Source organism: Hydrogenophaga sp. L310 (assembly GCF_055703065.1).
Map to the genome: position 1 here is coordinate 1 of NZ_JBVPZA010000009.1, position 24,175 is coordinate 24,175.

A 24,175-nucleotide genomic window follows, 5' to 3' on the forward strand; every position below is an offset into this window, starting at 1 on the left:
TGAAAAATGGCAAAAGAGAAATTTGAGCGGACCAAGCCGCACGTGAACGTCGGCACCATCGGTCACGTGGACCACGGCAAGACGACACTGACGGCGGCGATCACCACCGTGCTGTCGGCCAAGTTCGGCGGTGCAGCCAAGGCCTACGACCAGATCGACGCGGCTCCGGAAGAAAAGGCCCGCGGCATCACCATCAACACCGCCCACGTGGAATACGAAACGGCCAACCGCCACTACGCCCACGTTGATTGCCCCGGCCACGCCGACTACGTCAAGAACATGATCACCGGTGCCGCCCAGATGGACGGCGCCATCCTGGTGTGCTCGGCCGCTGACGGCCCCATGCCCCAGACCCGCGAGCACATCCTGCTGGCCCGTCAGGTGGGCGTGCCTTACATCATCGTGTTCCTGAACAAGTGCGACATGGTCGACGACGCCGAGCTGCTCGAACTCGTTGAAATGGAAGTGCGCGAACTGCTGGACAAGTACGAATTCCCCGGCGACGCCACCCCCATCATCCACGGCTCGGCCAAGCTCGCCCTCGAAGGCGACAAGGGCCCTCTGGGCGAAGAAGCCATCATGAAGCTGGCCGATGCGCTGGACACCTACATCCCCACGCCTGACCGTGCGGTGGACGGTGCCTTCCTGATGCCCGTGGAAGACGTGTTCTCCATCTCCGGCCGCGGCACCGTCGTGACCGGTCGTATCGAGCGCGGCATCGTCAAGGTCGGCGAAGAAATCGAGATCGTCGGTATCAGCGACACCCAGAAGACCACCTGCACCGGCGTGGAAATGTTCCGCAAGCTGCTGGACCAGGGCCAGGCTGGCGACAACGTCGGTATCCTGCTGCGCGGCACCAAGCGCGAAGACGTGCAGCGCGGCCAGGTGCTGTGCAAGCCCGGCTCCATCAAGCCGCACACGCACTTCACCGGCGAGATCTACGTGCTGTCCAAGGATGAAGGTGGCCGTCACACGCCGTTCTTCAACAACTACCGTCCGCAGTTCTACTTCCGCACCACCGACGTGACCGGCTCGATCGAGCTGCCCGAAGGCAAGGAAATGGTCATGCCGGGTGACAACGTGTCGATCACGGTCAAGCTGATCAACCCCATCGCCATGGAAGAAGGCCTGCGCTTCGCCATCCGCGAAGGCGGTCGTACCGTTGGCGCCGGCGTTGTTGCCAAGATCATTGCGTAAGGAGCACACACATGTCTTCCAAGCAAAAGATCCGCATCCGCCTGAAGGCGTTTGACTACAAACTGATCGACACCTCGGCCGCCGAGATTGTGGACACCGCCAAGCGCACCGGGGCCATCGTCAAGGGCCCCGTGCCCCTGCCGACGCGCATGAAGCGTTTTGACATCTTGCGTTCGCCGCACGTCAACAAGACGTCGCGCGACCAGCTCGAAATTCGCACCCACCAGCGTCTGATGGACATCGTGGACCCGACCGATAAAACGGTTGACGCCCTGATGAAGCTCGACCTGCCGGCCGGCGTGGACGTCGAAATCAAGCTGCAGTAATGCACGCATGGCAAGCCTGGCGAGAGTCAGGCTTGCGCAAATTCAGCCTGCTGGTTATACTCGTAGGCTTTTCAGGCCTTTGGTCTGAGAGATGATCGTTTTTTCGGTGCTGACCGGTGGGTCCGGAGCGCCTTAACAATGTGTCGCAGCGCTGCCTCAGGGCAGAGGCGGGCACAACATCAGCCCCGGCCAATTGAAGTCGGGAACGGAGAAAACAATGAGTCTTAGCAACTCCCTCGGGTTGTTGGGTCGCAAGGTGGGCATGATGCGCCTGTTCACCGATGATGGGGACGCAGTTCCTGTCACGGTGGTCGACGTGTCCAACAACCGTGTGACACAAGTCAAAACCCAAGCCAACGATGGCTACGATGCGCTGCAGGTCACCTTTGGTGCCCGCCGTGCTTCACGCGTCACCAAACCCGAAGCGGGCCACCTGGCCAAGGCCGGTGTTGAAGCGGGTGAAATCATCCAGGAATTCCGCGTCGCCTCCGACGTCGCTGCCCAGTACCAGCCCGGTGCCGTGGTGGCTGCCACTGCTGTGTTTGCGGCTGGCCAGAAGGTGGACGTGCAAGGTACTTCGATCGGTAAAGGCTTCGCCGGCACCATCAAGCGCCACAACTTCAAATCCCAGCGCGCGTCGCACGGCAACAGCCGTTCGCACAACGTCCCGGGCTCCATCTCCATGGCACAAGACCCCGGTCGCGTGTTCCCCGGCAAGAAAATGACCGGTCACATGGGCGATGACACCAAGACCATTCAGAACCTCGACATCTTCCGCGTTGACGAAGCCCGTCAGCTGCTGATGATTCGTGGCGCTGTGCCGGGCTCCAACGGCGGTTTCCTGACCGTTCGCCCCGCCATCAAAGCCAAAGTCAACAAGGGAGCTAACTGATGCAAGTTGAACTCCTGAATGACCAGGGTCAAGCCTCGTCCAATGTGGACGTGCCCGAGACCGTTTTTGGTCGCGACTACAACGAAGCGCTGATTCACCAGCTGGTCGTGGCCTATCAGGCCAACGCCCGCCAGGGTACGCGAGCTCAGAAGGACCGTGAGCAGGTCCATCACTCGACGAAGAAGCCGTTCAAGCAAAAAGGCACGGGCCGCGCCCGCGCCGGTATGACCTCTTCCCCGCTGTGGCGTGGCGGCGGTCGCATTTTCCCGAACAGCCCCGACGAGAACTTCACCCAGAAGATCAACAAGAAGATGTACCGTGCCGGCATGGCCTCCATCTTCTCGCAACTGGTTCGTGAAGGCCGTCTGGCTGTGGTCGATTCCATGACGGTGGATTCACCCAAGACCAAGCAGCTCGCCGACAAGTTCAAGGCCATGAACCTGAACCATGTTCTGGTGATTGCCGAGGAAGTGGACGAAAACCTGTATCTGGCTTCGCGCAACCTGCCCAACATCCTGGTTGTTGAGCCGCGTTACGCCGATCCGGTGTCCCTGGTGCACTACAAGAAGGTGATTGTCACCAAGGGCGCCATTGACAAGCTCAAGGAGATGTTCGCATGAGCGTCACGAAATACGATGAAGGCCGTCTGATGCAGGTGCTGGTTGCGCCGATCGTGTCGGAAAAGGCCACGCAAGCCGCCGAGCAAACCAACGCTGTGCTGTTCAAGGTGCTGCGGGATGCTTCCAAGCCTGAAATCAAAGCCGCTGTGGAATTGATGTTCAAGGTGGAAGTCAAGGGCGTGTCCGTGCTCAACCAAAAAGGCAAGTCCAAGCGCTTTGGCAAGTCGGTTGGTCGTCGCGACCACGTGCGCAAGGCCTACGTGACGCTGATGCCGGGTCAGGAACTGAACTTCGGCGGGGAGGCTGTTTAATCATGGCAGTTATCAAGATGAAGCCCACCTCACCAGGCCGTCGCGGCATGGTGAAGGTCACGCGTGACCACCTCCACAAAGGTGAAGGTTATGCGCCGCTGCTGGAACCACAATTCCAGAAGGCCGGTCGCAACAACAACGGTCACATCACGGTTCGCCACAAGGGCGGTGGTCACAAGCACCACTACCGCGTGGTCGACTTCCGTCGCACCAAGGACGGCATCCCGGCCAAGGTCGAACGCATCGAGTACGACCCCAACCGCACCGCCCATATTGCGCTGGTGTGCTACGCCGATGGCGAGCGCCGCTACATCATTGCCCCGCGCGGTGTTGAAGTCGGTGCCACGCTGCTGTCCGGTTCGGAGTCGCCGATCCGTGTCGGCAACACCCTGCCGATCCGCAACATTCCCGTCGGTTCGACCATCCACTGCATTGAGTTGCAAGTCGGCAAGGGCGCGCAAATCGCCCGTTCCGCTGGTGCCTCGGCCGTGTTGCTGGCCCGCGAAGGCATTTACGCCCAGGTGCGCATGCGCTCGGGTGAAGTGCGCAAGATCCACGTGGATTGCCGCGCCACCATCGGTGAAGTGTCCAACCAGGAACACAGCCTGCGTCAGCTGGGCAAGGCCGGTGTGAAGCGTCACATGGGTATCCGTCCGACCGTTCGCGGTACCGCGATGAACCCGATCGACCACCCGCACGGTGGTGGTGAAGGCAAGACCGGCGAAGGCCGCGCTCCGGTGGATCCATGGGGCAACCTGACCAAAGGCTACCGTACGCGCAACAACCGCCGTACGCAGTCGATGATCGTGTCGCGTCGCAAGAAGTAAAGGGTTGACAACATGACTCGTTCACTCAAAAAAGGCCCTTTCATTGACCATCATCTGATGGCCAAGGTGGAAAAGGCCGTGTCCACCAAGGACAAAAAGCCCGTCAAGACCTGGTCGCGCCGCTCCATGATCCTGCCCGAGTTCATCGGCCTGACCATCGCTGTGCACAACGGCAAGCAGCACGTGCCCGTGTACATCACCGATCAGATGGTGGGTCACAAGCTCGGCGAGTTTTCGCTGACACGCACGTTCAAAGGCCACCCGGCCGATAAAAAAGCGAAGAAGTAAGGACCAACCATGAATACAGAAACTCGCTCTGTCGTTCGCGGCGTGCGCCTGTCGATGGACAAGGGCCGCCTGGTTGCGGACCTGATTCGCGGCAAAAAGGTTGACCAAGCCCTGAACATCCTGGCGTTCACGCAGAAGAAGGCCGCTGGCATTGTCAAGAAAGCGCTTGAATCCGCCATCGCCAATGCTGAACACAACGACGGCGCCGACATCGATGAATTGAGGGTCAAGACCATCTACATCGAACAAGGCACCACGCTCAAGCGTTTTTCGGCCCGCGCCAAAGGCCGCGGCAACCGCATCAGCAAACCCACCTGTCACATCTATGTGACAGTTGGCAACTGAAGAGGTCACTGGAATATGGGACAGAAAATCAACCCCACCGGGTTCCGCCTCGCGATTTCACGCAACTGGGCCAGCCGCTGGTACGCAAGCAACCGCGACTTCGCCGGCATGCTGGCCGAAGACATCAAGGTGCGCGAGTACCTCAAGGGCAAGCTGAAGAACGCCGCGGTTTCCCGCGTCGTGATCGAGCGTCCTGCCAAGAATGCCCGCATCACCATTTACTCGGCACGTCCGGGCGTGGTGATCGGCAAGAAGGGTGAAGACATCGAGAAGCTGAAGAAAGAACTGGCCGCCAAGCTGGGCGTGCCGGTTGCGGTCAACATCGAAGAAGTGCGCAAGCCCGAAATCGATGCCAAGCTGATCGCCGACAGCATCACGCAGCAGCTCGAAAAGCGCATCATGTTCCGCCGCGCCATGAAGCGCGCCATGCAGAACGCCATGCGTCTGGGTGCCCTGGGCATCAAGATCATGTCGTCGGGTCGTCTGAACGGTATCGAAATCGCCCGTTGCGAGTGGTACCGCGAAGGCCGCGTGCCGCTTCACACCTTGCGCGCCGACATCGACTACGGCACGTCCGAAGCCAAGACCACCTACGGCATCATCGGTGTCAAGGTCTGGGTTTACAAGGGCGACACCCTGGGTCGCAACGATGCGCCTGTGGCTGCCGAAGCACCGCGTTCCGAAGAAGATCGTCGTCCGCGTGGTCCGCGCCGCGAGCGTCCGGCAGGTCCTCCTGCCCGCGCTGCGGTTCGCCGCCCTGGCGCCAATGCCGCCCCGGCCGATGGCAGCGACAAGCCTGCCGAAGCCACGGGTGGTGACACCAAACCCGCCGTTAAGCGCGTTCGTAAAGACGCACCCGCATCTGCAGCTGCGGACGGCAAAGGAGAATAAACATGTTGCAACCCGCTCGTCGCAAGTACCGTAAAGAGCAAAAAGGCCGCAACACGGGCGTCGCCACCAGTGGCGCCACCGTGGCTTTTGGTGACTTCGGTCTCAAGTCCACCGACCGCGGCCGTCTGACGGCCCGCCAGATCGAAGCCGCACGCCGTGCGATTTCCCGTCACGTCAAGCGTGGCGGCCGGATCTGGATCCGCGTCTTCCCGGACAAGCCGATTTCCCAGAAGCCTGCCGAAGTCCGCATGGGCAACGGCAAGGGTTCGGTCGAGTACTACGTGGCTGAAATCCAGCCCGGCAAGGTGCTCTACGAGATCGTCGGTGTGCCCGAACAGCTGGCGCGTGAAGCCTTCACGCTGGCTGCTGCCAAACTTCCTTTGCGCACCACGTTCGTGACGCGCATGCTGGGTCAGTGATTCAGGAGAACATGAGATGAAAACTGCTGATCTGCGCAAAAAGGATGTGGCCGGCCTCGAAGCCGAAGTGAAATCGCTGCAAAAGGCCCACTTCGGTCTGCGCATGCAAAAAGCCACGCAACAACTCAACAACACCGGTACGCTGGGCGACACCCGCCGTGCCATTGCCCGCGCCAAGACCATCCTGGCCGAGCAACAGCGTGCAGCGGCTGCTGCCAAATAAGGAGCGAAACCATGACGGAAGCTAAAACATCCCTCAAGCGCACCTTGATTGGCAAGGTCGTCAGTGACAAGCGTGCAAAGACCGTGACGGTTCTGGTCGAGCGCCGTGTGAAGCACGAGCTCTACGACAAGATCGTTGCCAAGTCGAGCAAGTACCACGCGCACGACGAAGCGGGTGAATACAAGACGGGCGACGTGATCGAGATCACCGAAAGCCGTCCGCTGTCCAAGACCAAAAACTGGGTTGCCACCCGCCTGGTTCAAAAGGCCGCACTGGTGTAAGCCTGTTTTTGCGCCCTGCAGCGCAACTCGAAGAAGCGACCGACAATTCGGTCGCTTTTTTCATTTCTGGCGCCGCGTTTCTCGCGGGTTGGCCAATCCGGCCCTGCGGGGCTTTATCCAGTACAACGAGGAGCCCCCATGATTCAGATTGGCGACAAGATTCCTGCAACCACCTTGATGGAATTCATCGAGGTTGCGGGAGAAGGCTGCAGCATTGGCCCCAACCCTGTGGACACGGCCAAGGCCAGCGCTGGCAAGACCATCGCTATTTTTGCCTTGCCCGGTGCGTTCACCCCTACTTGTTCTGCCAAACATGTGCCCGGCTATGTGGCTCAGTTCGATGCCCTCAAGGCAGCGGGCGTTGACGAAATCTGGTGCCTGAGCGTGAACGACGCGTTTGTGATGGGTGCCTGGGCGCGCGACCAGAAAACCGGTGACAAGGTGCGCATGCTGGCCGACGGCAGCGCGGAGTTTGCCAAGGCCACGGGCCTGACACTGGATCTGACGGCGCGCGGCATGGGCCTGCGCAGCAACCGCTATTCCATGCTGGTGAAGGATGGCGTGGTCAAGGCGCTGAACATCGAAGGCCCGGGTCAGTTCGAGGTGAGCGACGCCGACACCTTGCTGGCACAGATCAAAGCAGGCGTCTGAACATTGCGGGCGACATCAAGGGCATGCCGCCAGCGGATGGCCTGCCCTTCTATCGCTGGTGATCGCCACGCTAAAGCATGGCTTTGAGGTAGTGCGCTCCTGCCAGAGGGTTGTGGTAGTAGGGGGGCACCTCGACAAAACCGGCCTCCTGGTACATGGCCCGTGCCGTCTCCATCTCGCTCAGGGTGTCCAGCAACATGGTGGTGTAGCCCGCGAGCCGGGCCATCGACATGGTTTGTTCGACCAGCTGGCGCCCCAGACCAAAACCCCGGAATGCGCGCCGGACAAACAGGCGTTTCATTTCGCAGGCGTTGAGGTGGTCACTGCTGATCAATGGACGGAAGGCACAGCAGCCGGCGGGGAGGCCATCCACACAGGCCAGCATCAAGCCACCTCCGGGTGCCGAGTAGTCGCCGGGCAGGGTAACCAGCTCGTTGGCGAAGCCCTGGAAGCACAGGTCCACGCCCAGATCGGCTTGGTACTCCAGAAAGAGTGTACGGATGATGTCCACATCTTCGCCAGCGTGGACCAGGCGCAAGCTGACTTCGGCTGGGGACTCGTTCATGGATGAGGGGTGCTCGGGCAATTCCGGATCACGACTATAGACGACAAGGCGTTCGGGCCGCAGTCAGTCAAAACCCGGTCACGGTACCCAGGTCCACCAGCCCATATACCACCAGCGCGCACAGGCACAACACCCCCAGGGCCAGCAGGCGCGACTGCGCAGAGTCCCGCGCGCTCGAGACGGGCGTGGCGACCTGCTTGTCACCGACGATCATGGGACGCACCAGATCTTCCTTCTTGGCGATCCTGTAAAAACCTATCGCCAGAAGGTGCAGCGCCACGAGGGCCAGCACAATGAACTTGCCGACATTCTTGTGGTAGCTGGTGGCCAGACTGACGGTATCACTTGAGACCAGGCTCACCAGCGGGCCGGTGAACGCAATTTCATCGTCGCTGAAAAGACCGCTTCCGACCTGCAGCAACAAGAGTGCCAGCAATCCAAAAACGGAGAATGCTCCCAGCGGATTGTGGCCGACGCGGTGTTCCGGGCGGGCCTGGCCTCTGAGGTAGTTCAGCACCGTGGCGGGGCCGTACAGAAAGCTGGAGAAGCGGGACCAGTGCCCGCCTACAAAACCCCAGACCAGCCTGAACAGCAACAGGGTCAACACCGCGTAACCCAGGCGCAAGTGCCAGTTCATCCAGTTCCCACCCACATTGGCCGTGACGATCTGGCCAATGACACAGACCACCAGAGCCCAGTGGAACAGGCGGGTGGGCAGATCCCAGACGCGGATGGTGTGCATGGTCGAGCCTCCTGTGGTGACGCCTGCATTATGGAGAAAACAGTGCGCCATCAGTTCCTGCGGAACTTAATCATCGGACGTAGACTCAGCGCGTTGTAGCACTCACGGGCTACAACAACACATCCAATCCACTTGCTCAGGAGTCACCATGAAAACGCTTGCCTCTCTTGCTCTCGGTGTAGCTGCGGTCAGCTTGTCCTTTCCCGCTGCGGCCCAGTTCCAGAAGCCCGAAGATGCGGTCAAGTACCGCAAAGCCGCGTTCACCGTGATGGCCGCCCATTTTGGACGCATCGGTGCGATGGCCAGTGGCAAGGCGCCGTTCGATGCCAAGGTGGCGGCGGACAACGCGGCCATCGTGGAGACCATGAGCAAGCTGCCCTATGCGGGCTTCGGCCCGGGGACGGACAAGGGTGAGACCCGTGCGCTGCCCGCGATCTGGACCGAGCAGGCGAAATTCAATGCGGCGGCCGAGAAAATGCAGGGGGAAGTGGCCAAGCTCGCCGCTGCCGCGAGAACGGGCAATCTGGACAGCGTGAAGACCGCGTTCGGCGCAGCGGGCCAGTCGTGCAAGGCCTGCCACGACGACTTCCGCAAGGACTGAAGCGTGGAGCACATCGTTCGTGGGGCGCATGACGGCGTCCGCGAATGACAAAAAAAGCCGGCTTCGAGGAGCCGGCTTTTTCATGCGAGAACATGCCTGGACGGGTGTCAACCCTTGGCGAGCAACTCTTCGATCAGGTTGTGCAGCGCCGTCATGTCGGGTTCGCCGACGAAGCGCTTGACGATGATGCCCTGTTTGTCCACCAGGTAGGTCGTGGGGGTGAGCTTCACGTCGCCCCAGGCCTTCGCCAGTTCCCCGGTGTTGTCGAGGGCCACCTTGAAGGGCAGTTGCCGGGTCTTGGCGAAATTGAGCACCCAGGCGGGCGGGTCGTAGCTCATGGCCACGGCCACGGTGTCGTAGCCGCGGTCCTTGTATTTGTTGTAGGTCGCGGTCAGCGCCGGCATTTCCTTGACGCAGGAGACGCAGGTCGTGGCCCAGAAGTTCACCAGCGTCACTTTGCCTTTGAGGTCGGCGGTGGTGGACTGGCTGCCGTCGATCAGCACAAAGGTGGAAGCCGGGGCGGCGTCACGGGTGCCGCAACCGCTCAGGCTGAAAGTTGCGGCGGCCACGACAGCAAACAGCGTCATGACGGAGCGGCGGCGGGTGGCCAAATCGGTGATGGTGGAACGGAAAAACATGGGGCAGGGTTCGCTCAAGGGAAGGTGATGCGGTTGACGGCCAATCGTTGGCGGAATGTGAGAGATGGACCTTGGCCAGCAGTGGGAGTTCAACGGAACCGGTAAAAGTTCAATCCGCCGGGGATTCAGGTGGCGTGTGCCGATTTCAGTTTGATGCGGGCTTCCTGGAGACGTGCATTGAGGTATTCCCCGTAAAAATCCGGCACCGCCACGCCGACCAGGCGTTCGGCCAGCTCTTGCCCCTTGGGTCCGAGGAAGAGCACCGTCGGTGCAAAGCGCGCTTTCCACAGCCGGGCCTGTTCGGCCGGGGTGGTGTTTTCGCCCTGGAAGCCCTGCAGGTTGCTGCTGCGGTCGCGGATGTCGATCTGCACCGCCTGCACCTTGCCCTCGCGCCGCAGGGGCAGCAGGTAGCTGTTGCGGACCAGGTCGCAATAAGGGCAGCCACTCAGCGTGGTCATCACCACCAGCGGTTCCCCGAGGGCTGCGGCGGCCAGAGCTGCGCCGCGCAGGGACGCCGGGCTGGGCAAGGCCGCGGATCGGTTGATCGGGGTGGCGGCGGTTGCCACTTCTTCAGGCTTCGTTGCGGTGGTGCTCATGGCAAGTGGGGCGTCAGGGTGACAGGAAGAGGGGGACGAGCAGGCCAGCGTCAGACGATACCGCGCGCGCGAAGTTCCGACAAGCGCTCGGGCGTGTGGGCCAGCCAGTCGCCCAGCACCTCGGCCGTGTGCTCGCCCAGCAGCGGTGGCGGCAGATCGCTGCGCACCGGGGTGGCGCTGAGCTTGAGCGGGCTGGCCACCAGGTCTACCGCGTCGGCCAGCGGGTGCTGCCAGGTCTGCACCATGCCGCGCTCTTGCACCTGCGGGTCGGCAAACACCTCGGCCAGGTTGTTGATCGGGCCGCCGGGCACCTTGGCGGCTTCCAGCGCGGCGAGCCAGTCGGCCTTGCTGCGCGTCTTCATGATCGCTTCGAGCAGCGGTACCAGCACGTCTCGGTGGCGCACGCGGTTCTGGTTGCGGGCGAAGCGTTCGTCCTGCGCCAGATCCGGGCGGCCCGCCACCTCGCAGAATTTGGCGAACTGGCCGTCGTTGCCCACGGCCAGGATGATGTGCTGAGGCCGCCTCTGCGCATCCGGCGCCACCTCGAACACCTGGTACGGCACGATGTTGACATGCGCGTTGCCCGCGCGACCGGGCACCTTGCCGTCGTCACGGCCGCGCACCAGGTAGTTGGCGCCCAGGTTGGCGAGCATGGTGACCTGCGTGTCGAGCAGGGCCATGTCGATGTGTTGTCCCTCGCCGGTGCGCTCGGCGTGGCGCAGCGCGGCCTGGATGGCTACCGTGGCGTAGAGCCCGGTGAACAGGTCGGCCACCGCCACACCCACCTTCTGCGGGCCGCCGCCGGGCAGATCATCGCGCTCGCCGGTCACGCTCATCAGCCCGCCCATGCCCTGGATCGCGTAGTCGTAACCCGCGCGGTCCTTGTACGGTCCGGTCTGGCCGAAGCCGGTGATCGAGCAGTAGACCAGCTTCGGGTTGATGGCGTGCAGCGACGCGAAATCGAGCCCGTAGCGCGCCATGTCGCCGACCTTGTAGTTCTCCACGAACACGTCGGCCTTGGCGGCGAGTTCGCGGATCAGCGCCTGGCCTTCGGGTTGCGCGATGTCGCAGGTGATGGATCGCTTGTTGCGGTTGGCGCCCAGGTAGTAGGCGGCCTCGCCGGTGTCGGCGCCGTCGCGCCCCTTCAGGAAGGGTGGGCCCCAGCCGCGTGTGTCGTCGCCACCGGGGTGGTTGGGGCCGGGCGGGCGCTCCACCTTCACCACGTCGGCGCCCAGATCGGCGAGCGTTTGCGTGCACCAGGGCCCGGCCAGCACGCGGGACAAATCGAGTATGCGGATACCATCCAGAGCGTTCATCGGGCCATTGTGCCCGTACCGGCGTTGCCCGGTTGTCGCGCTTTTTGTCCGGAGATCCCGTTGTCGTATTCATCCCGCGCAGCGTGGCTGGCCTCGCTGCTCGCCCTGGGCGCCTGCAGCCCCACCTTCAACTGGCGCGAGCTGCGCCTGGACGGCGCGCCCTTGCTCGCCCTCATGCCCTGCAAACCCGAGAGCGCCACGCGCACGGTGCCTTTGGCTGGCGCGCCGGCCGAGCTGCACATGCACAGCTGCGAAACCGGTGGCCTGCGCTTTGCCGTGGCCTGGGCCGATGTGGGCAATGCCGCCCAGGTGCCGACCGCGCTGGCCGCCTGGCGCAGCGCCAGCCTTCAATCCATTCGAGCGGTGCCCACACCGGCCGACGATCCGGCCTACGGGTGGACCGTGAGCGTGGCCGGTACACCGGCGGCGCTCGGCGTGAGCGCGCAAGGTCAAGATCCACAAGGCCAGCCGGTGCAGACGCGCGCCGCCTATTTCGCCCAGGGCACGCAGGTGTTTCAAGCCGCCGTGTACGGCGCCCAGCTGACCGACGAGGCGGTGGATCCGTTCTTCGCCGGTTTGCGCCTGCCCACCCCATGAGCGCCCAGGCCAGACCGCCGGTGCCCGAGAACGAATGGCTGGCACCGCGCACGGCGGTGTGGGTCTTTCTCGCTTTTGCGCTGGCCTATTTTTTGTCGGCGCTGGTGCGTGCCGTTACCGCCACACTCTCGCCGGTCCTCAGCGCCGAACTATCGCTGCAGGCGAGTGACCTGGGCCTGCTGGCCGGGGGTTACTTCTTCGGTTTTGCGCTGACGCAGCTGCCGCTGGGCACCTGGCTGGACCGGTATGGCCCGCGCCGCGTCATCCTGGCGTTCCTGTGTGTGGCGGTGCTCGGTTGTGCCGCCTTCGCCATGGCCACCAGCTTCGCCGGGCTGCTCGCCGCGCGGGTACTGACCGGCATGGGTGTGAGCGCCTGCCTGATGGCGCCGCTCACCGGCTACCGGCGCTGGCTGAGCCCGGCCACGCAGATGCGCGCCAACTCCTGGATGCTCATGACCGGCTCGTTCGGCATGGTGGCGTCGACCTTGCCCGTGCAGTGGCTCATGCCGCTGCTGGGCTGGCGCGGGTTGTTCTGGTTGCTTGCCGGGCTGGTGGTGGTGTCCATGCTGGGCATCGCCGCGCTCGTGCCCGCCTGGCGTCACCACGGGAGCGCCGGTGCGCCCGCTGCGGGCAGGGCCGTTGGCTATGGCGAGATCTGGCGTCACCCGTATTTCCGCCAGATGGTGCCCATCGGATTCGTGAACTACGGCGGCATGGTGGCGGTGCAAACCCTATGGGCCGGCCCCTGGATGGTCAAGGTGGCCGGCTACACGCCGGATCAGTCGGCACTGGGCCTCTTTGGCATCAACCTGTGCATGCTCGCGGCGTTCTGGCTGTGGGGCGTGATCAACCCCCACCTCGCCCACCGCGGCCTGTTGCCCGAACGCCTGATCGCGTGGGGCCTGCCGTTCAGCTTCGTGGCGCTGGGTGCCATCGTCTGGTTGGGCGCCGATGCGGGCTGGCAACTGTGGGCCGTGTTTTGTGTGGGCAGCACCTTTGTGGCCTTGTCGCAGCCAGCGGTGGCACAGGCCTTGCCGCCCCAGGCGGCCGGACGGGCGCTCTCGGCGTTCAACCTGGTCATCTTTGCCGGGATTTTTGTGGTCCAGTGGTCGATCGGCCTGGTGGTGGACGCCTTCGGCACGCTGGGCTGGAGCACCGAATCCAGTTTCCGGGGTGCCGTGGCCGTGTTCGGGCTGTGCTGTTTGTCAGCGTATGGGGTTTTTTTGCGCGGCTACCGGCGACATGCGGTTTCGCCGCGGGACTAAACTGCACCCATGAACGGCATCCTCATCATTGCGCACGCCCCGCTCGCTTCGGCTCTGCGCCAGTGTGTGCTGCATGTGTTTCCCGACAGCGCGGATGCGGTGTCGGCGCTGGATGTCCAGCCCAACGTACCGCCCGAAGAATCGCTGGCACAGGCGCGTGCGTTGTTGCGCCAGCTTGACAAGCCCAATACCCTGGTCGTGACCGACGTGTTTGGTGCCACACCCTGCAATGTGGCGCAGAAGCTGGTCGACGGCGTGCGCTCCAAGCTGATCGCCGGCGTCAACCTGCCCATGCTGCTGCGCACCGTGTCCTACCGCCACGAGTCGCTCGATGCCCTGGTCGCGCGCGCCATGATCGGCGCCACGCAAGGGGTCATCCAGGTGGCTGTGACCGCACCCCAGAACCAGGCCCGAAGAGCCACCCATGATCAAGACCACCGTGACCATCAGCAATAAGCTCGGGCTGCACGCACGCGCCTCGGCCAAACTCACCAAAATCGCCGGCAGCCACAGCTGCGACGTCTGGATGTCGCGCGGCGATCGTCGCATCAACGCCAAGAGCATCATGGGCGTCATGATGCTGGCCGCCGGGATGGGCAGCATGGTCGAGATCGAGACCAACGGCCCGGACGAGCAGGCTGCGATGGACGCCATCGTCGCCCTGATCAACGACAAGTTCGGCGAGGGAGAGTGATGACACCCCCTTGCGTTTCCCCGCCTGCGGTATGGACCCGGGGCTCCGCCGCTGCGCGGGTCGCTGCCCCCCAAGGGGGCTGTTTCGCCGTGGGGCGGCCCGGCGGCGAAACGGCCGTTGGCCTTGAACGTTTGCGCTCGAGGTCAGCATGAGTTTCACGGTCCATGGCCTGGCCGTCTCCCGGGGCATTGCCATCGGGCGGGCCGTCATCGTGGCTTCCAGCCGCGTGGACGTGGCGCACTATTTCGTCAAGGCCGAACAGGTCGAGGCCGAGATCGAGCGTCTGCGCTCGGCGCGCAAGGCGGTGGTCGAAGAGATCGGCCGCGTGCAGCACAGCCTGGGCGAACTGGGTTCCAACGACGCCCACCCGGAACTCAGCGCCCTGCTCGACGTGCACCTCATGCTGCTGCAGGACGAGCAGCTCACCAACGGTGTCAAGCACTGGATCGTGGACCGCCATTACAACGCCGAATGGGCGCTGACCACCCAGCTGGAGGTGATCGCGCGCCAGTTCGACGAAATGGAAGACCCCTATCTGCGCGAGCGCAAGGCCGATCTGGAGCAGGTGGTCGAGCGCATGCTGCGCTTCATGCGTGGCGTGGCCTCGCCCGTGGCGGCGCCGCGACCTGCTGCGGCAGACGGCAAGAGCGACACCCTGTTCGATCCCTCGGTCGAGGTGCCGCTGGTGCTGATCGCGCACGACCTGTCGCCGGCCGACATGCTGCAGTTCAAGCAGAGCGTGTTTGCGGGCTTCGTGACAGACGTGGGCGGCAAGACCAGCCACACCGCCATCGTCGCGCGCAGCATGGACATCCCGGCCGTGGTCGGTGCGCGCTCGGCCAGCCACCTGATCAACCAGGACGACTGGGTCATCATCGATGGTGACGCCGGCGTCGTGGTGGTCGATCCGTCAGCGATCCTGCTGGCCGAGTACGGCTTCAAGCAACGCCAGGGCGAGGTCGAGCGCGAGCGCCTCTCGCGTCTGAAGAACACCCCGGCCATCACCCTCGACGGGCAGAAGATCGAGCTGCTGGCCAACATCGAACAACCCGAAGACGCGGTCGGCGCGCTCAAGGCCGGTGCCGTGGGTGTGGGCTTGTTCCGAACCGAGTTCCTGTTCATGGGCCGCAACGGCAAGCTGCCCGACGAAGAAGAGCAGTACCAGGCCTACCGCCGTGCGGTCGAGGGCATGCAGGGCTTGCCCGTCACCATCCGGACGGTGGACGTGGGCGCCGACAAACCCCTGGACCGAACACCCGTGCGAGCGGGCGAAGACCATCTGAACCCGGCGCTGGGCCTGCGCGCCATCCGCTGGAGTCTGGCCGAGCCGACCATGTTTCTTTCGCAGTTGCGGGCCATCCTGCGCGCTGCGGCGCACGGCGCGATCAACCTGCTCATTCCGATGCTGGCGCACGCGAGCGAGATCCGCCAGACGCTGGCGCTGGTGGACCGCGCGCGCGAGCAACTCGACGCGCGGGGCCAGGCCTGTGGTCCGGTGCGCCTGGGCGCGATGATCGAGGTCCCCGCTGCGGCGCTCACCATTCCGCTGTTTCTGCGGTACTTCGATTTTCTGTCCATCGGCACCAACGACCTGATCCAGTACACGCTGGCCATCGACCGCGCCGACGAAGCCGTTTCGCACCTGTACGACCCGGTGCATCCGGCTGTCCTGCAACTGCTGGCCAGCACCATCGCGCAGTGCCGCGCCCAGGGCAAGGGCGTGAGCGTGTGCGGCGAAATGGCGGGCGACGTGGCCATGACGCGCTTGTTGCTCGGCCTGGGTCTGCGCAGTTTCTCCATGCACCCGTCGCAGATCCTCGCGGTCAAGCAGCAAATTCTGCGCTGCGACACGGTCAAGCTTGCGACCTGGGCGCAGAGCGTGCTTGTGGCCGAGGACCCGGCGGCGCTGATGGCGGACTGAAGCTTGCCGGATGGGGCGCGCCCTGTGCTGCTGCGCATCCACCACGCCGCAATCATCTGCTCGGACGTCGAACGGTCCCCGCGGTTTTATGCCGGGGTGCTGGGTCTGCCGGTGATCGGTGAGCGAGACGCGCCAGAGCTGGAAACGGGACCTGGTCTTGCCTGACGGTTCACAGATCGCACTGTTTTGTTCCCCGGGTGCGCCACACCGACTCTCGTATCCGGAGGCGCAGGGCGTGGAGGTCGAGCCGGTGCGGTTGGACGAATACACGGGGTGCCGGTTCGCCTTTTTCGCCGACCCCGATGGCTTGCCGTTGGCGCTGTACGAGGTCAGGTCGCCCCAGGCCGATTGGCACGCACAACGCCAGGGGCGTGATCCTTGCAGCGACGTGCAAATTGGGGTGTCTCAGCGGATCCGCGTCGCCATCACCGCAGCGCCGATGATCATCACCGCGGCCAGGACCACGGATGCGCTTGGGGCCTCCCCGCGCACCCAGAGCAGGGTAAGCGTGGACAGCAGTGGTGTGAGGAAGCTCAATACACCGATCTGCCGTGCGTCACCGCGCTTGAGCGCCGCATCCCACAAAAAAAACGCCCCACCCAGAGGACCCAGGCCCAGCAGGGTGATCAGGCCCCAGTCGCGCGCGGACAGCGCGGTGGCTGGTTCCAGCCAGGCGTGGCACAGCAGCGAGAGCAACCCCGAGATCAGCGCAAAGCTGCCGATGGCCGCGGTGGGGAATGCCCGCACGCGTTTCGTCAGCAGCGAATAGCTGGCCCAGATGAAGGCCGAGCCGAGCGCCGGGATGTAACCCCAGGCCCAGACCGCTTCACCGGTACCGCCGCGTCCGAGTATGGCCAGCACCGCGCCGGCAAAGCCGATCAGCGCGGCCAGCACGTGGCGCGCGGTGAGCGACACACCCGGCAGGAACAGCGGCGCCATGACCACGATGCCCAGCGGCCACAGGTAGTTCACCAGGTTGGCCTGCACCGGCGGTGCGTGGCGCAGAGCGATGAAGAACAGGAAGTGGTAGCCGAAAAGGCCGTAGACCCCCAGCACCAGTGTGGAGGTTGGGATGCGCCATTGGCGCCAGTCGAAGCGCGACAGCGGCAAGGCGATCACGCTGCCGATCAGCAGCGCCAGCCCGGTCAGCAGGAACGGGGGCACGTGCGTGAGCGAAACGCCCAGCGCGGCGAGTGAGGCCCAGAGAACGATGGCGCCAAGGGCCAGCAGATGGGCCGTCATGCGGACACCCGGAGCGCCGCCATGGGGCTTTGATCCATGACAAGGCCGCATGCCGGGTTCATGCTGGATACTCCATTGGGTATTTTTCTTCGAAGGATTTCCATTGAGCACGTTCAATCACAGCGATCTGATGCGCGACATCAACGAGAGCCTGGCGCCGTTCCGCAAGGCTCAGCCCAGCGCCATGGCCGGCTTCGGTCAACTGGCCAAAGCCGCCATCACCGATGGCGAACTCAGTGCCAAACACAAGGAACTGATCGCGTTGTCGATCGCGGTCACGCAGCGCTGCTCGGGCTGTATCGGCTTTCACGTCAAGGCGCTGGTCCAGCTCGGTTGCACCCGCCCCGAACTGGAGGAAATGCTGGCCGTGTGCGTGTACATGGGCGGTGGTCCCGCACTGATGTACGCCGCGGAAGTGATCGCGGCCTGGGAGAAACTCCGCACCAAGGGTTGAGCGCCTGAGCGCAAGGCGTCGGAGTGACCGGGTCGCGGTACAAGAAGGCATGCCGTCAGCATGGTGGCCGCACCATTGCCAGCCGCGATGCGCTGGCCGCGGTCATTCACGTCCAGTTCCAGCACGCCGTCCAGTCCCGGCAGGATCTGGAACTGGTCGTGCGCGCGGCTGCCGTGCGCGGCGCTGCAGCACCAGACCGGCAGGGCATCGGCCGGGCGTTTCATGTTCAGGCCTTGGTGGCGCCCGCGTTGAGTGCGTTGTGCGCCTGCTGGTCGGCGTGGTACGAACTGCGCACCATCGCGCCAACGGCGGCGTGGGTGAAGCCCATCTTGTAGGCCTCGGCCTCGAACATCTTGAAGGTGTCGGGGTGCACGTAGCGGCGCACCGGCAGGTGGTGGCCACTGGGCGCGAGGTACTGGCCGATGGTCAGCATCTCGATGTTGTGCGCGCGCATGTCGCGCATGACCTCCAGGATCTCTTCATCCGTCTCGCCCAGGCCGACCATCAGGCCGCTCTTGGTGGGCACGTGCGGGAACAGGGCCTTGAACTTCTTCAGCAGGTTCAGGCTGAACTGGTAGTCCGACCCCGGGCGCGCTTCCTTGTACAGGCGCGGCGCGGTCTCCAGGTTGTGGTTCATCACATCGGGCGGCGCGGCTTTCAGGATCTCCAGCGCGCGGTCGTCGCGGCCGCGGAAGTCGGGCACGAGCACCTCGATCTGCGTGCCCGGTGACAGCTCGCGGGTCTTTTCGATGCAGGCCACGAAGTGGCCGGCGCCACCGTCGCGCAGGTCGTCGCGGTCCACACTGGTGATGACCACGTATTTCAACTTGAGCTGGGCAATCGTCCTGGCCAGGTTCTCCGGTTCGTTCACGTCCAGCGGGTCCGGGCGGCCGTGGCCCACGTCGCAGAACGGGCAGCGGCGCGTGCATTTGTCGCCCATGATCATGAAGGTGGCCGTGCCCTTGCCGAAACACTCGCCGATGTTGGGGCAGCTCGCTTCTTCGCACACCGTCACCAGCTTGTTGGCACGCAGCACGTCCTTGATCTCGTAGAAGCGCGTGGTCGGCGATCCGGCCTTGACGCGGATCCAGTCGGGCTTTTTCAGCACTTCGGCCGGCACGATCTTGATCGGGATGCGCGAGGTCTTGGCCTGGCTCTTCTGCTTGGCGGTGGCGTCGTAGCCGGCGGCGGGCTGGGTTTCGCGAACCGTGTGGGTGTCGGCGGCCGTGGGGGTGTCGGGGCGGGTCATGGCGTGGGCGCGGATGGCGCAATGGAGGAGCTTGGGGTTCAGGGGCTGAGGGTGGTGCCGAGCTTCTGGCTCAGGACCTGGGCCGCTTCATCCCATGAAACGGCGACCCCGATTGTAGAAAGGTCCACCGTCTGCAGACCCGCATACCCACACGGGTTGATGCGCCAGTAGGGCTGCAGGTCCATGGCCACGTTGAGCGCCACGCCGTGGTAGGTACAGTGGCGACTGACCTTGATGCCCAGTGCGGCGATCTTGCCCAGACCGGTGAAGTCGGGGTCGGCCGCAGGCTGGCCTTCCACCTTCTTTTGCGGTCGCTGGGGCAGCAGGGCATGGCTGGTCGGGTCGTCCAGCCTCACGTAAATGCCGGGTGCACCGGCCACTCGATGACCGGTCACGCCGAAGTGGTCCAGTGTGCGGATCACCGCCTCTTCAATGCGGTAGACGTATTCCTTGACGAAGTAACCGGCGCGCTGCAAATCGATCAGCGGGTAGGCCACCACCTGGCCCGGGCCGTGGTAGGTCACCTGGCCGCCGCGGTTGGTCCTGATCACCGGGATGTCGCCCGGCGCGAGCAGGTGGTCGTCCTTGCCGGCAATGCCCTGCGTGAACACGGGTGGGTGCTCGCAGACCCAGAGCTCATCGGGCGTGTCGGCGGTGCGCGCCTCGGTGAACGCCACCATGGCGTCGTGGGTGGGTGCGTAGTCCACCCGGCCGAGGCTGCGGATCTGCATGCTCAGAGAACGATCTTGACCATGGGGTGCGTGGTCAGTGTGCGGTACAGCTCGTCGAGCTGCTCGCGGCTGGTCACGTACACCGACAGGGTGAGACCCATGTAGTTGCCGGCCTTGCTCGGGCGCAGTTCGATGGTCGAGGCGTCGAAACTGGGGTCGAAGGCTTTGGCCACGTGTGTCATGGCCGTGACATAGCCGTCCACGTTGGCGCCCATCACCTTGATGGGAAAGCGGCAGGGGTATTCGATGAGCGATTGCTCGGGCGGGATCTCGCGGGGCAGGTCCATGGGGGTGCTCCTCAAATCGATTGGCTGGCCTTGGCCTGTTGGTAGGCGGCGTACAGGCGGGTGTAGATCGGGCCCGGGCGACCACGCGCGGCGCCGTGGCCCACAGACTGGTCGTCCAGGGTGGTGATGGGCAGGACCTCTTTGGTGGCGGAAGACAACATCAGTTCGTCGGCGTCCAGCACCTCGGTGCGGGTGATGCGCCGCAACTCGAAAGGGATGCCTTGTGCATGGCACATTTCTTCGATCAGGCCGAAGCGGATGCCCTCGAGCAACAGGTGGTCCTTGGGCGGGCCCATCACCACGCCGTTCTTCACCACCCACACGTTGCTGGACGACGCCTCGCTGAGGTGGCCGTCACGAAACATCACCGTCTCGACCGCGCCCACGTCGGCGCTGATCTGGCGTGCCATCACCGCGCCGAGCAGGCTGGTGGTCTTGATGTGGGCCTTCTGCCAGCGGAAATCATCGGCACTCACACAGTGCACACCCTGTTCGCGCTGGGCTGGCGTGGCTTGCTTCATCTCGCTCACCATCATGAACACCGTGGGGCGCAGGCCGCGCGGCATCACGTGGTCGCGCGGTGCCACGCCGCGCGTGATCTGGATGTAGACGATTTGGTTGGGTGCACCGGTGGACGCCACGAGCGCGTCGATCAAGCGCCGGGCCATGGCCAGCCATTCGGCGGGGCTGTGCGGGTTGTTGATGCGCAACGCGTCGAGCGAGCGGTCCAGCCTGGCCATGTGCTGGTCAAAGCGAAAAATGCGGCCCCCGTAGGCGGGCAGAACCTCGTAGACACCGTCGCCAAAAATGAAGCCGCGGTCCAGCACGCTGACCCTGGCGTCGCACAGCCGGATGTACTCGCCGTTCAGGTGGCACAGCGATTCGGGCAGTGGCGGCGGAAGGTCGGGCGATGTGACCGGCAGGGGAGGCGTCATGGCTGAGATTATCGGCCGCGGCCGTGACAGGCGCAGATAAGCCCCTCCGGTGTATTGACGACACGGTGGGGTTTCTACGTATAATCAGCGGCTTTGCGGAACCGCACACATTTGTAACCTGCGAGTAATTTGCCATGCCGACAATGCCGAGGCTTGAGTCGACAGCACAAGCAGATGACGAACAGAATGCAGATGGGTTGCAAGAACCCGAATTCAAGCCCCTGACGCGCGAAGAAGCGCAGCAGTGGCGGGCAAGTCAGCCGGAAATTTCGGTCTGGCGCTTGGTTGGAATGCAGTTGCTGGTGGGGCTGGCGGCGGGTGTGCTGGGGTGGTTGCTGACGCAGCGCGCTCCGGTGGCCTGGTCGGTTCTGTACGGCGCTGCATCGGTGGTGATCCCGTCGGCCCTGATGGCCTACGGACTGACCTCCAGTTTCCTGGCCCGGTTGTTGGCGGGTGTGGCGCAGGCTGCATTTGCCGGTTTTTTGCTGTGGGAAGGGGTCAAGATTTTGCTGGCGGTCGCCATGTTGTGGCTGGCGCCGAAAATCGTCCCGGAACTCAGTTGGCTCGGCCTTCTGGCCGGTCTGGTGTTGACTCTCAAGGTGTACTGGTTTGGGTTTTTGGCCCAAGCCAGGCGTTCAAAGTTAAACGGTTGATTGGCGCGAACGAACATGGCTGCAGAAGGTATCGGTCCCACCCCCGGTGAGTACATTCGCCACCACTTGACCCATTTGACGAATCAGGAGCAGGGCTTCATCGTCGACTTTTCGGTCATCAACCTCGACTCCGTGATCGTCAGCTCCTTGCTGGGTGCGATCGTGTGTTTCGTCCTCTGGCGCGCCGCCCGTTCGGCGCATGCCGGTGTGCCGGGTCGCTTCCAGGCGGCGGTGGAAATGCTGGTTGAAATGGTGGACAGCCAGGCCAAGGGCGTGATCCACAACGCCAACAGCCGCAAACTGGTTGCCCCGCTGGCGCTCACCGTGTTCTGCTGGATTTTCGCCATGAACTTCATGGACATGATCCCGGTGGATCTGCTGCCCAAGATCTGGGAAGGCATCTATGGTGCCGCTGGTCACGATCCACACCACGCCTATCTGCGTGTCGTGCCCACTGCCGATCTTTCGACCACGCTGGGTCTGTCGGTCTCCGTGCTGTTGATGTGCGTGTTCTACAACCTCAAGATCAAGGGTCTGGGTGGTTGGGCGCACGAGCTGGTGACCGCGCCTTTTGGCACCAGCAAAAATCCTTTCTGGGCACTGCTCTTGGGCGTGACCAACTTCCTGATGCAAATGATCGAGTTCGTGGCGAAGACGGTTTCGCACGGCATGCGGTTGTTTGGCAACATGTTCGCGGGTGAACTGGTGTTCATGCTGATTGCGCTGTTGGGTGGCTTCGCTTCCCTCTCGTTGTCCGGTGGGCTCTTCTTCGTCGGACACGTGATCGCAGGCACGGTGTGGACCTTGTTTCACATTTTGGTCATCACCTTGCAGGCGTTCATTTTCATGATGCTGGCCCTGATTTATCTGGGTCAAGCGCATGACGCTCACTAAGTTGCGCGGTTTCACCTCGCTCTGAGTTCTCTCGTTTCTTCCCTTTCTCAACTTTCGTTCATCTCATAGGAGTCATCATGGAAAACGTTCTGGGTCTTGTCGCACTGGCTTGCGGTCTTATCGTCGGTCTGGGTGCCGTTGGCGCCTCTATCGGTATTGCCCTGATGGGTGGCAAGTTCCTCGAGTCGTCGGCCCGTCAGCCTGAACTCATGAACGACCTGCAGACCAAGATGTTCATCTTGGCCGGTCTGATTGACGCCGCTTTCCTGATCGGTGTGGCCATTGCCCTGCTGTTCGCGTTCGCCAACCCCTTCACGCTCGCCGCTTAATGGGTTTTGCTGCCATGCGCGGCGGCGCCCTGCAGGCCGGTTGGTTCTGGTCTGCGATCCGGTTGTCCGCTGACGCTGCAGCAAGCGCGTCACCACTCCTGTCAACACACAGAAAGGCGTTGCGATGAATATCAATGCAACCCTCTTCGCGCAGGCCGTCGTTTTTGCGATCCTGGTGTGGTTCACGATGAAATTCGTGTGGCCCCCCATCGCCAAGGCACTTGACGAGCGTGCGTTGAAGATTTCCGAAGGACTGGCCTCTGCCGAGAAGGCCAAGTCCGAACTGGCCGTGGCCAACAAGCGCGTTGAAGCAGAGTTGAGCCAATCGCGCAACGAGGCCGCCACCCGTCTGGCCGACGCCGAGCGTCGTGCCCAGGCCGTGATCGACGAGGCGAAGGCCCGTGCCACGGACGAAGCCGCCAAGATTGTGGCCACCGCCCGCCAGGAAGCCGATCAGCAGGTCGTCAAGGCCCGTGAAGCGCTGCGCGAAGAAGTGGCCGCGCTGGCCGTCAAGGGTGCCGAGCAGATCCTCAAGCGTGAAGTCAACGCCGGCGTTCATGCCGAGTTGCTGGGTCGCCTGAAGACCGAGCTCTGATGCGCTCGACGTCCACGTTCCATCCGATATCCGCAGGCATCCAAAGGTAGACCATGGCCGAAATCGCCACCATTGCCCGCCCCTACGCCGAAGCGCTGTTCCAGGCTGCAGGCGCTGACGCGGCCGGCACCGCCGTCTGGCTCGATGAGCTGGCTGCTGTTGCTTCCAATGAGCAGTTGCGCCAGTTCGCTGATGCGCCCAAGTCTTCGTCCGAGCAGGTGTTCGGGGTCATCACCGGTGTGCTCAAGAGCGCGCTGCCGGTCATGGCCCAGAATTTTCTGCGCACGGTGATCGACAACGGTCGCATTGATGCGTTGCCCGAAATGGCAGCGCAGTTCCGTGTGCTGAAAAACGCCCAGCAGGGCAGTTTCGACGCCGTGGTTTACAGCGCCTTCGACATGGACAGTGTTGCACTGGCCGATCTGTCGGGTGTGCTGGAAAAGCGCTTTGGACGCAAGCTCAACCTGAAGGTGGAGCTCCAGCCGGACCTGATCGGTGGCGTTCGCGTGGTGGTGGGTGACGAGGTGCTCGACACCTCGATCAAAGCCCGCCTGGAACAAATGAAAGTTGCGCTAACGGCCTGAAGCCCGTTGGTCGAAT

General features: G+C 63.5%; 36 protein-coding genes. 26 read left to right on the plus strand and 10 right to left on the minus strand.

Annotated features, from left to right (window positions below; genetic code table 11):
• Positions 1-6 precede the first annotated feature (6 nt).
• From tuf to AC0GNO_RS15285, 13 genes are all read left to right on the plus strand, one after another.
• Complete coding sequence (tuf, locus tag AC0GNO_RS15225) at positions 7-1,197, plus strand: elongation factor Tu (protein WP_472890328.1); 1,191 nt, start codon at positions 7-9, stop codon at positions 1,195-1,197.
• Between the two features lie 11 nt (positions 1,198-1,208).
• Entirely contained in the window at positions 1,209-1,523 is a 315-nt protein-coding gene (rpsJ, locus tag AC0GNO_RS15230; RefSeq protein ID WP_068174613.1) for a 30S ribosomal protein S10, read from the plus strand.
• A gap of 217 nt (positions 1,524-1,740) precedes the next feature.
• A complete protein-coding gene (gene rplC, locus AC0GNO_RS15235; protein ID WP_472890327.1) occupies positions 1,741-2,415 on the plus strand; it encodes a 50S ribosomal protein L3 in 675 nt (224 codons plus the stop codon).
• The gene (gene rplD, locus AC0GNO_RS15240; RefSeq protein ID WP_305360858.1) at positions 2,415-3,035 is read left to right on the plus strand and encodes a 50S ribosomal protein L4; all 621 of its coding nucleotides are present in this window, start codon (positions 2,415-2,417) and stop codon (positions 3,033-3,035) included. Before rplC ends, rplD begins: the two co-directional genes overlap by 1 nt.
• Complete coding sequence (gene rplW / locus AC0GNO_RS15245; protein ID WP_305360857.1) at positions 3,032-3,346, plus strand: 50S ribosomal protein L23; 315 nt, start codon at positions 3,032-3,034, stop codon at positions 3,344-3,346. Before rplD ends, rplW begins: the two co-directional genes overlap by 4 nt.
• Before the next feature lie 2 nt (positions 3,347-3,348).
• Positions 3,349-4,173, plus strand: a complete 825-nt coding sequence (rplB, locus tag AC0GNO_RS15250) for a 50S ribosomal protein L2 (RefSeq protein WP_472890326.1) — start codon at positions 3,349-3,351, stop codon at positions 4,171-4,173.
• A gap of 12 nt (positions 4,174-4,185) precedes the next feature.
• Positions 4,186-4,461 carry a 30S ribosomal protein S19 gene (rpsS, locus tag AC0GNO_RS15255; protein WP_077334601.1) on the plus strand — a complete coding sequence of 92 codons (276 nt, stop codon included), beginning with the start codon at positions 4,186-4,188 and terminating at the stop codon, positions 4,459-4,461.
• A 9-nt stretch (positions 4,462-4,470) separates the two neighbouring features.
• A complete protein-coding gene (gene rplV, locus AC0GNO_RS15260; RefSeq protein ID WP_177137006.1) occupies positions 4,471-4,806 on the plus strand; it encodes a 50S ribosomal protein L22 in 336 nt (111 codons plus the stop codon).
• 15 nt (positions 4,807-4,821) lie between these two features.
• On the plus strand, positions 4,822-5,697 hold the full coding sequence (gene rpsC / locus AC0GNO_RS15265) for a 30S ribosomal protein S3 (protein WP_305725237.1): 876 nt from the start codon (positions 4,822-4,824) through the stop codon (positions 5,695-5,697).
• A gap of 2 nt (positions 5,698-5,699) precedes the next feature.
• The gene (gene rplP / locus AC0GNO_RS15270) at positions 5,700-6,116 is read left to right on the plus strand and encodes a 50S ribosomal protein L16 (RefSeq protein ID WP_177137008.1); all 417 of its coding nucleotides are present in this window, start codon (positions 5,700-5,702) and stop codon (positions 6,114-6,116) included.
• A 16-nt stretch (positions 6,117-6,132) separates the two neighbouring features.
• Positions 6,133-6,339 (plus strand): 50S ribosomal protein L29, encoded by a 207-nt coding sequence (gene rpmC / locus AC0GNO_RS15275; RefSeq protein WP_177137009.1) that lies wholly within the window; start codon positions 6,133-6,135, stop codon positions 6,337-6,339.
• 11 nt (positions 6,340-6,350) lie between these two features.
• Complete coding sequence (gene rpsQ, locus AC0GNO_RS15280) at positions 6,351-6,620, plus strand: 30S ribosomal protein S17 (protein WP_177137010.1); 270 nt, start codon at positions 6,351-6,353, stop codon at positions 6,618-6,620.
• Positions 6,621-6,758: 138 nt separating this feature from the next.
• Positions 6,759-7,271, plus strand: a complete 513-nt coding sequence (locus AC0GNO_RS15285; RefSeq protein WP_472904563.1) for a redoxin family protein — start codon at positions 6,759-6,761, stop codon at positions 7,269-7,271.
• A 70-nt stretch (positions 7,272-7,341) separates the two neighbouring features.
• Here the strand turns inward: AC0GNO_RS15285 and AC0GNO_RS15290 are convergent, their stop codons facing one another.
• Together AC0GNO_RS15290 and AC0GNO_RS15295 are read right to left on the minus strand one after the other, a co-directional pair.
• Entirely contained in the window at positions 7,342-7,836 is a 495-nt protein-coding gene (locus tag AC0GNO_RS15290; protein WP_472890324.1) for a GNAT family N-acetyltransferase, read from the minus strand.
• A 67-nt stretch (positions 7,837-7,903) separates the two neighbouring features.
• Positions 7,904-8,578 (minus strand): cytochrome b/b6 domain-containing protein, encoded by a 675-nt coding sequence (locus tag AC0GNO_RS15295; protein ID WP_472904564.1) that lies wholly within the window; start codon positions 8,576-8,578, stop codon positions 7,904-7,906.
• Positions 8,579-8,726: 148 nt separating this feature from the next.
• Here AC0GNO_RS15295 and AC0GNO_RS15300 point away from each other — a divergent pair, with 148 nt between their 5' ends.
• Entirely contained in the window at positions 8,727-9,179 is a 453-nt protein-coding gene (locus AC0GNO_RS15300; RefSeq protein WP_472890322.1) for a c-type cytochrome, read from the plus strand.
• 107 nt (positions 9,180-9,286) lie between these two features.
• Here AC0GNO_RS15300 and AC0GNO_RS15305 read toward each other — a convergent pair whose 3' ends face one another.
• The 3 genes from AC0GNO_RS15305 to AC0GNO_RS15315 all read right to left on the minus strand — a co-directional run bounded on the left by AC0GNO_RS15305 (position 9,287) and on the right by AC0GNO_RS15315 (position 11,729).
• Positions 9,287-9,766 carry a TlpA family protein disulfide reductase gene (locus AC0GNO_RS15305; protein WP_472890329.1) on the minus strand — a complete coding sequence of 160 codons (480 nt, stop codon included), beginning with the start codon at positions 9,764-9,766 and terminating at the stop codon, positions 9,287-9,289.
• 176 nt (positions 9,767-9,942) lie between these two features.
• Positions 9,943-10,413: a thioredoxin fold domain-containing protein gene (locus tag AC0GNO_RS15310; protein ID WP_472890321.1), complete on the minus strand. Its 471-nt coding sequence runs from the start codon at positions 10,411-10,413 to the stop codon at positions 9,943-9,945.
• A 50-nt stretch (positions 10,414-10,463) separates the two neighbouring features.
• Positions 10,464-11,729, minus strand: a complete 1,266-nt coding sequence (locus tag AC0GNO_RS15315; protein ID WP_472904565.1) for a CaiB/BaiF CoA transferase family protein — start codon at positions 11,727-11,729, stop codon at positions 10,464-10,466.
• A gap of 60 nt (positions 11,730-11,789) precedes the next feature.
• Here AC0GNO_RS15315 and AC0GNO_RS15320 point away from each other — a divergent pair, with 60 nt between their 5' ends.
• From AC0GNO_RS15320 to AC0GNO_RS15345, 6 genes are all read left to right on the plus strand, one after another.
• A complete protein-coding gene (locus AC0GNO_RS15320) occupies positions 11,790-12,326 on the plus strand; it encodes a hypothetical protein (RefSeq protein WP_472890319.1) in 537 nt (178 codons plus the stop codon).
• On the plus strand, positions 12,323-13,591 hold the full coding sequence (locus AC0GNO_RS15325; protein ID WP_472904566.1) for an MFS transporter: 1,269 nt from the start codon (positions 12,323-12,325) through the stop codon (positions 13,589-13,591). The genes AC0GNO_RS15320 and AC0GNO_RS15325 overlap by 4 nt, the downstream gene beginning before the upstream one ends.
• A 9-nt stretch (positions 13,592-13,600) precedes the next feature.
• On the plus strand, positions 13,601-14,047 hold the full coding sequence (locus tag AC0GNO_RS15330) for a PTS sugar transporter subunit IIA (protein ID WP_305360838.1): 447 nt from the start codon (positions 13,601-13,603) through the stop codon (positions 14,045-14,047).
• Positions 14,016-14,285, plus strand: coding sequence for an HPr family phosphocarrier protein (locus tag AC0GNO_RS15335; protein ID WP_472890317.1), 270 nt, complete (start codon positions 14,016-14,018; stop codon positions 14,283-14,285). Before AC0GNO_RS15330 ends, AC0GNO_RS15335 begins: the two co-directional genes overlap by 32 nt.
• Positions 14,286-14,433: 148 nt before the next feature.
• Positions 14,434-16,206, plus strand: a complete 1,773-nt coding sequence (gene ptsP, locus AC0GNO_RS15340) for a phosphoenolpyruvate--protein phosphotransferase (protein ID WP_472904567.1) — start codon at positions 14,434-14,436, stop codon at positions 16,204-16,206.
• Positions 16,207-16,230: 24 nt separating this feature from the next.
• The gene (locus tag AC0GNO_RS15345) at positions 16,231-16,371 is read left to right on the plus strand and encodes a VOC family protein (RefSeq protein ID WP_472890315.1); all 141 of its coding nucleotides are present in this window, start codon (positions 16,231-16,233) and stop codon (positions 16,369-16,371) included.
• 240 nt (positions 16,372-16,611) lie between these two features.
• Here the strand turns inward: AC0GNO_RS15345 and AC0GNO_RS15350 are convergent, their stop codons facing one another.
• Positions 16,612-17,448 carry a DMT family transporter gene (locus AC0GNO_RS15350; protein WP_472904568.1) on the minus strand — a complete coding sequence of 279 codons (837 nt, stop codon included), beginning with the start codon at positions 17,446-17,448 and terminating at the stop codon, positions 16,612-16,614.
• 103 nt (positions 17,449-17,551) lie between these two features.
• Here AC0GNO_RS15350 and AC0GNO_RS15355 point away from each other — a divergent pair, with 103 nt between their 5' ends.
• Positions 17,552-17,902, plus strand: coding sequence for a carboxymuconolactone decarboxylase family protein (locus tag AC0GNO_RS15355; RefSeq protein ID WP_472904569.1), 351 nt, complete (start codon positions 17,552-17,554; stop codon positions 17,900-17,902).
• Between the two features lie 226 nt (positions 17,903-18,128).
• On the opposite strand, the gene lipA is transcribed toward AC0GNO_RS15355, so the two are convergent.
• The 4 genes from lipA to AC0GNO_RS15375 are packed head-to-tail and all read right to left on the minus strand — an operon-like array spanning position 18,129 to position 21,104.
• The gene (gene lipA / locus AC0GNO_RS15360; RefSeq protein ID WP_472904570.1) at positions 18,129-19,151 is read right to left on the minus strand and encodes a lipoyl synthase; all 1,023 of its coding nucleotides are present in this window, start codon (positions 19,149-19,151) and stop codon (positions 18,129-18,131) included.
• Positions 19,152-19,189: 38 nt separating this feature from the next.
• A complete protein-coding gene (lipB, locus tag AC0GNO_RS15365; RefSeq protein ID WP_472904571.1) occupies positions 19,190-19,882 on the minus strand; it encodes a lipoyl(octanoyl) transferase LipB in 693 nt (230 codons plus the stop codon).
• 2 nt (positions 19,883-19,884) lie between these two features.
• A complete protein-coding gene (locus tag AC0GNO_RS15370; protein ID WP_472890309.1) occupies positions 19,885-20,169 on the minus strand; it encodes an HP0495 family protein in 285 nt (94 codons plus the stop codon).
• 11 nt (positions 20,170-20,180) lie between these two features.
• Positions 20,181-21,104, minus strand: coding sequence for a D-amino acid aminotransferase (locus AC0GNO_RS15375; protein WP_472904572.1), 924 nt, complete (start codon positions 21,102-21,104; stop codon positions 20,181-20,183).
• A gap of 134 nt (positions 21,105-21,238) precedes the next feature.
• On the opposite strand from AC0GNO_RS15375, the gene AC0GNO_RS15380 reads away from it, so the two are divergent.
• The 5 genes from AC0GNO_RS15380 to AC0GNO_RS15400 all read left to right on the plus strand — a co-directional run bounded on the left by AC0GNO_RS15380 (position 21,239) and on the right by AC0GNO_RS15400 (position 24,159).
• Positions 21,239-21,757, plus strand: coding sequence for an ATP synthase subunit I (locus tag AC0GNO_RS15380; protein ID WP_472904573.1), 519 nt, complete (start codon positions 21,239-21,241; stop codon positions 21,755-21,757).
• 15 nt (positions 21,758-21,772) lie between these two features.
• On the plus strand, positions 21,773-22,651 hold the full coding sequence (gene atpB / locus AC0GNO_RS15385; protein WP_472890306.1) for a F0F1 ATP synthase subunit A: 879 nt from the start codon (positions 21,773-21,775) through the stop codon (positions 22,649-22,651).
• Between the two features lie 77 nt (positions 22,652-22,728).
• Entirely contained in the window at positions 22,729-22,980 is a 252-nt protein-coding gene (gene atpE, locus AC0GNO_RS15390) for a F0F1 ATP synthase subunit C (protein WP_305360850.1), read from the plus strand.
• 124 nt (positions 22,981-23,104) lie between these two features.
• The gene (locus AC0GNO_RS15395) at positions 23,105-23,575 is read left to right on the plus strand and encodes a F0F1 ATP synthase subunit B (RefSeq protein ID WP_305360851.1); all 471 of its coding nucleotides are present in this window, start codon (positions 23,105-23,107) and stop codon (positions 23,573-23,575) included.
• Positions 23,576-23,628: 53 nt separating this feature from the next.
• Positions 23,629-24,159 carry a F0F1 ATP synthase subunit delta gene (locus tag AC0GNO_RS15400; RefSeq protein ID WP_472904574.1) on the plus strand — a complete coding sequence of 177 codons (531 nt, stop codon included), beginning with the start codon at positions 23,629-23,631 and terminating at the stop codon, positions 24,157-24,159.
• Positions 24,160-24,175 lie beyond the last annotated feature (16 nt).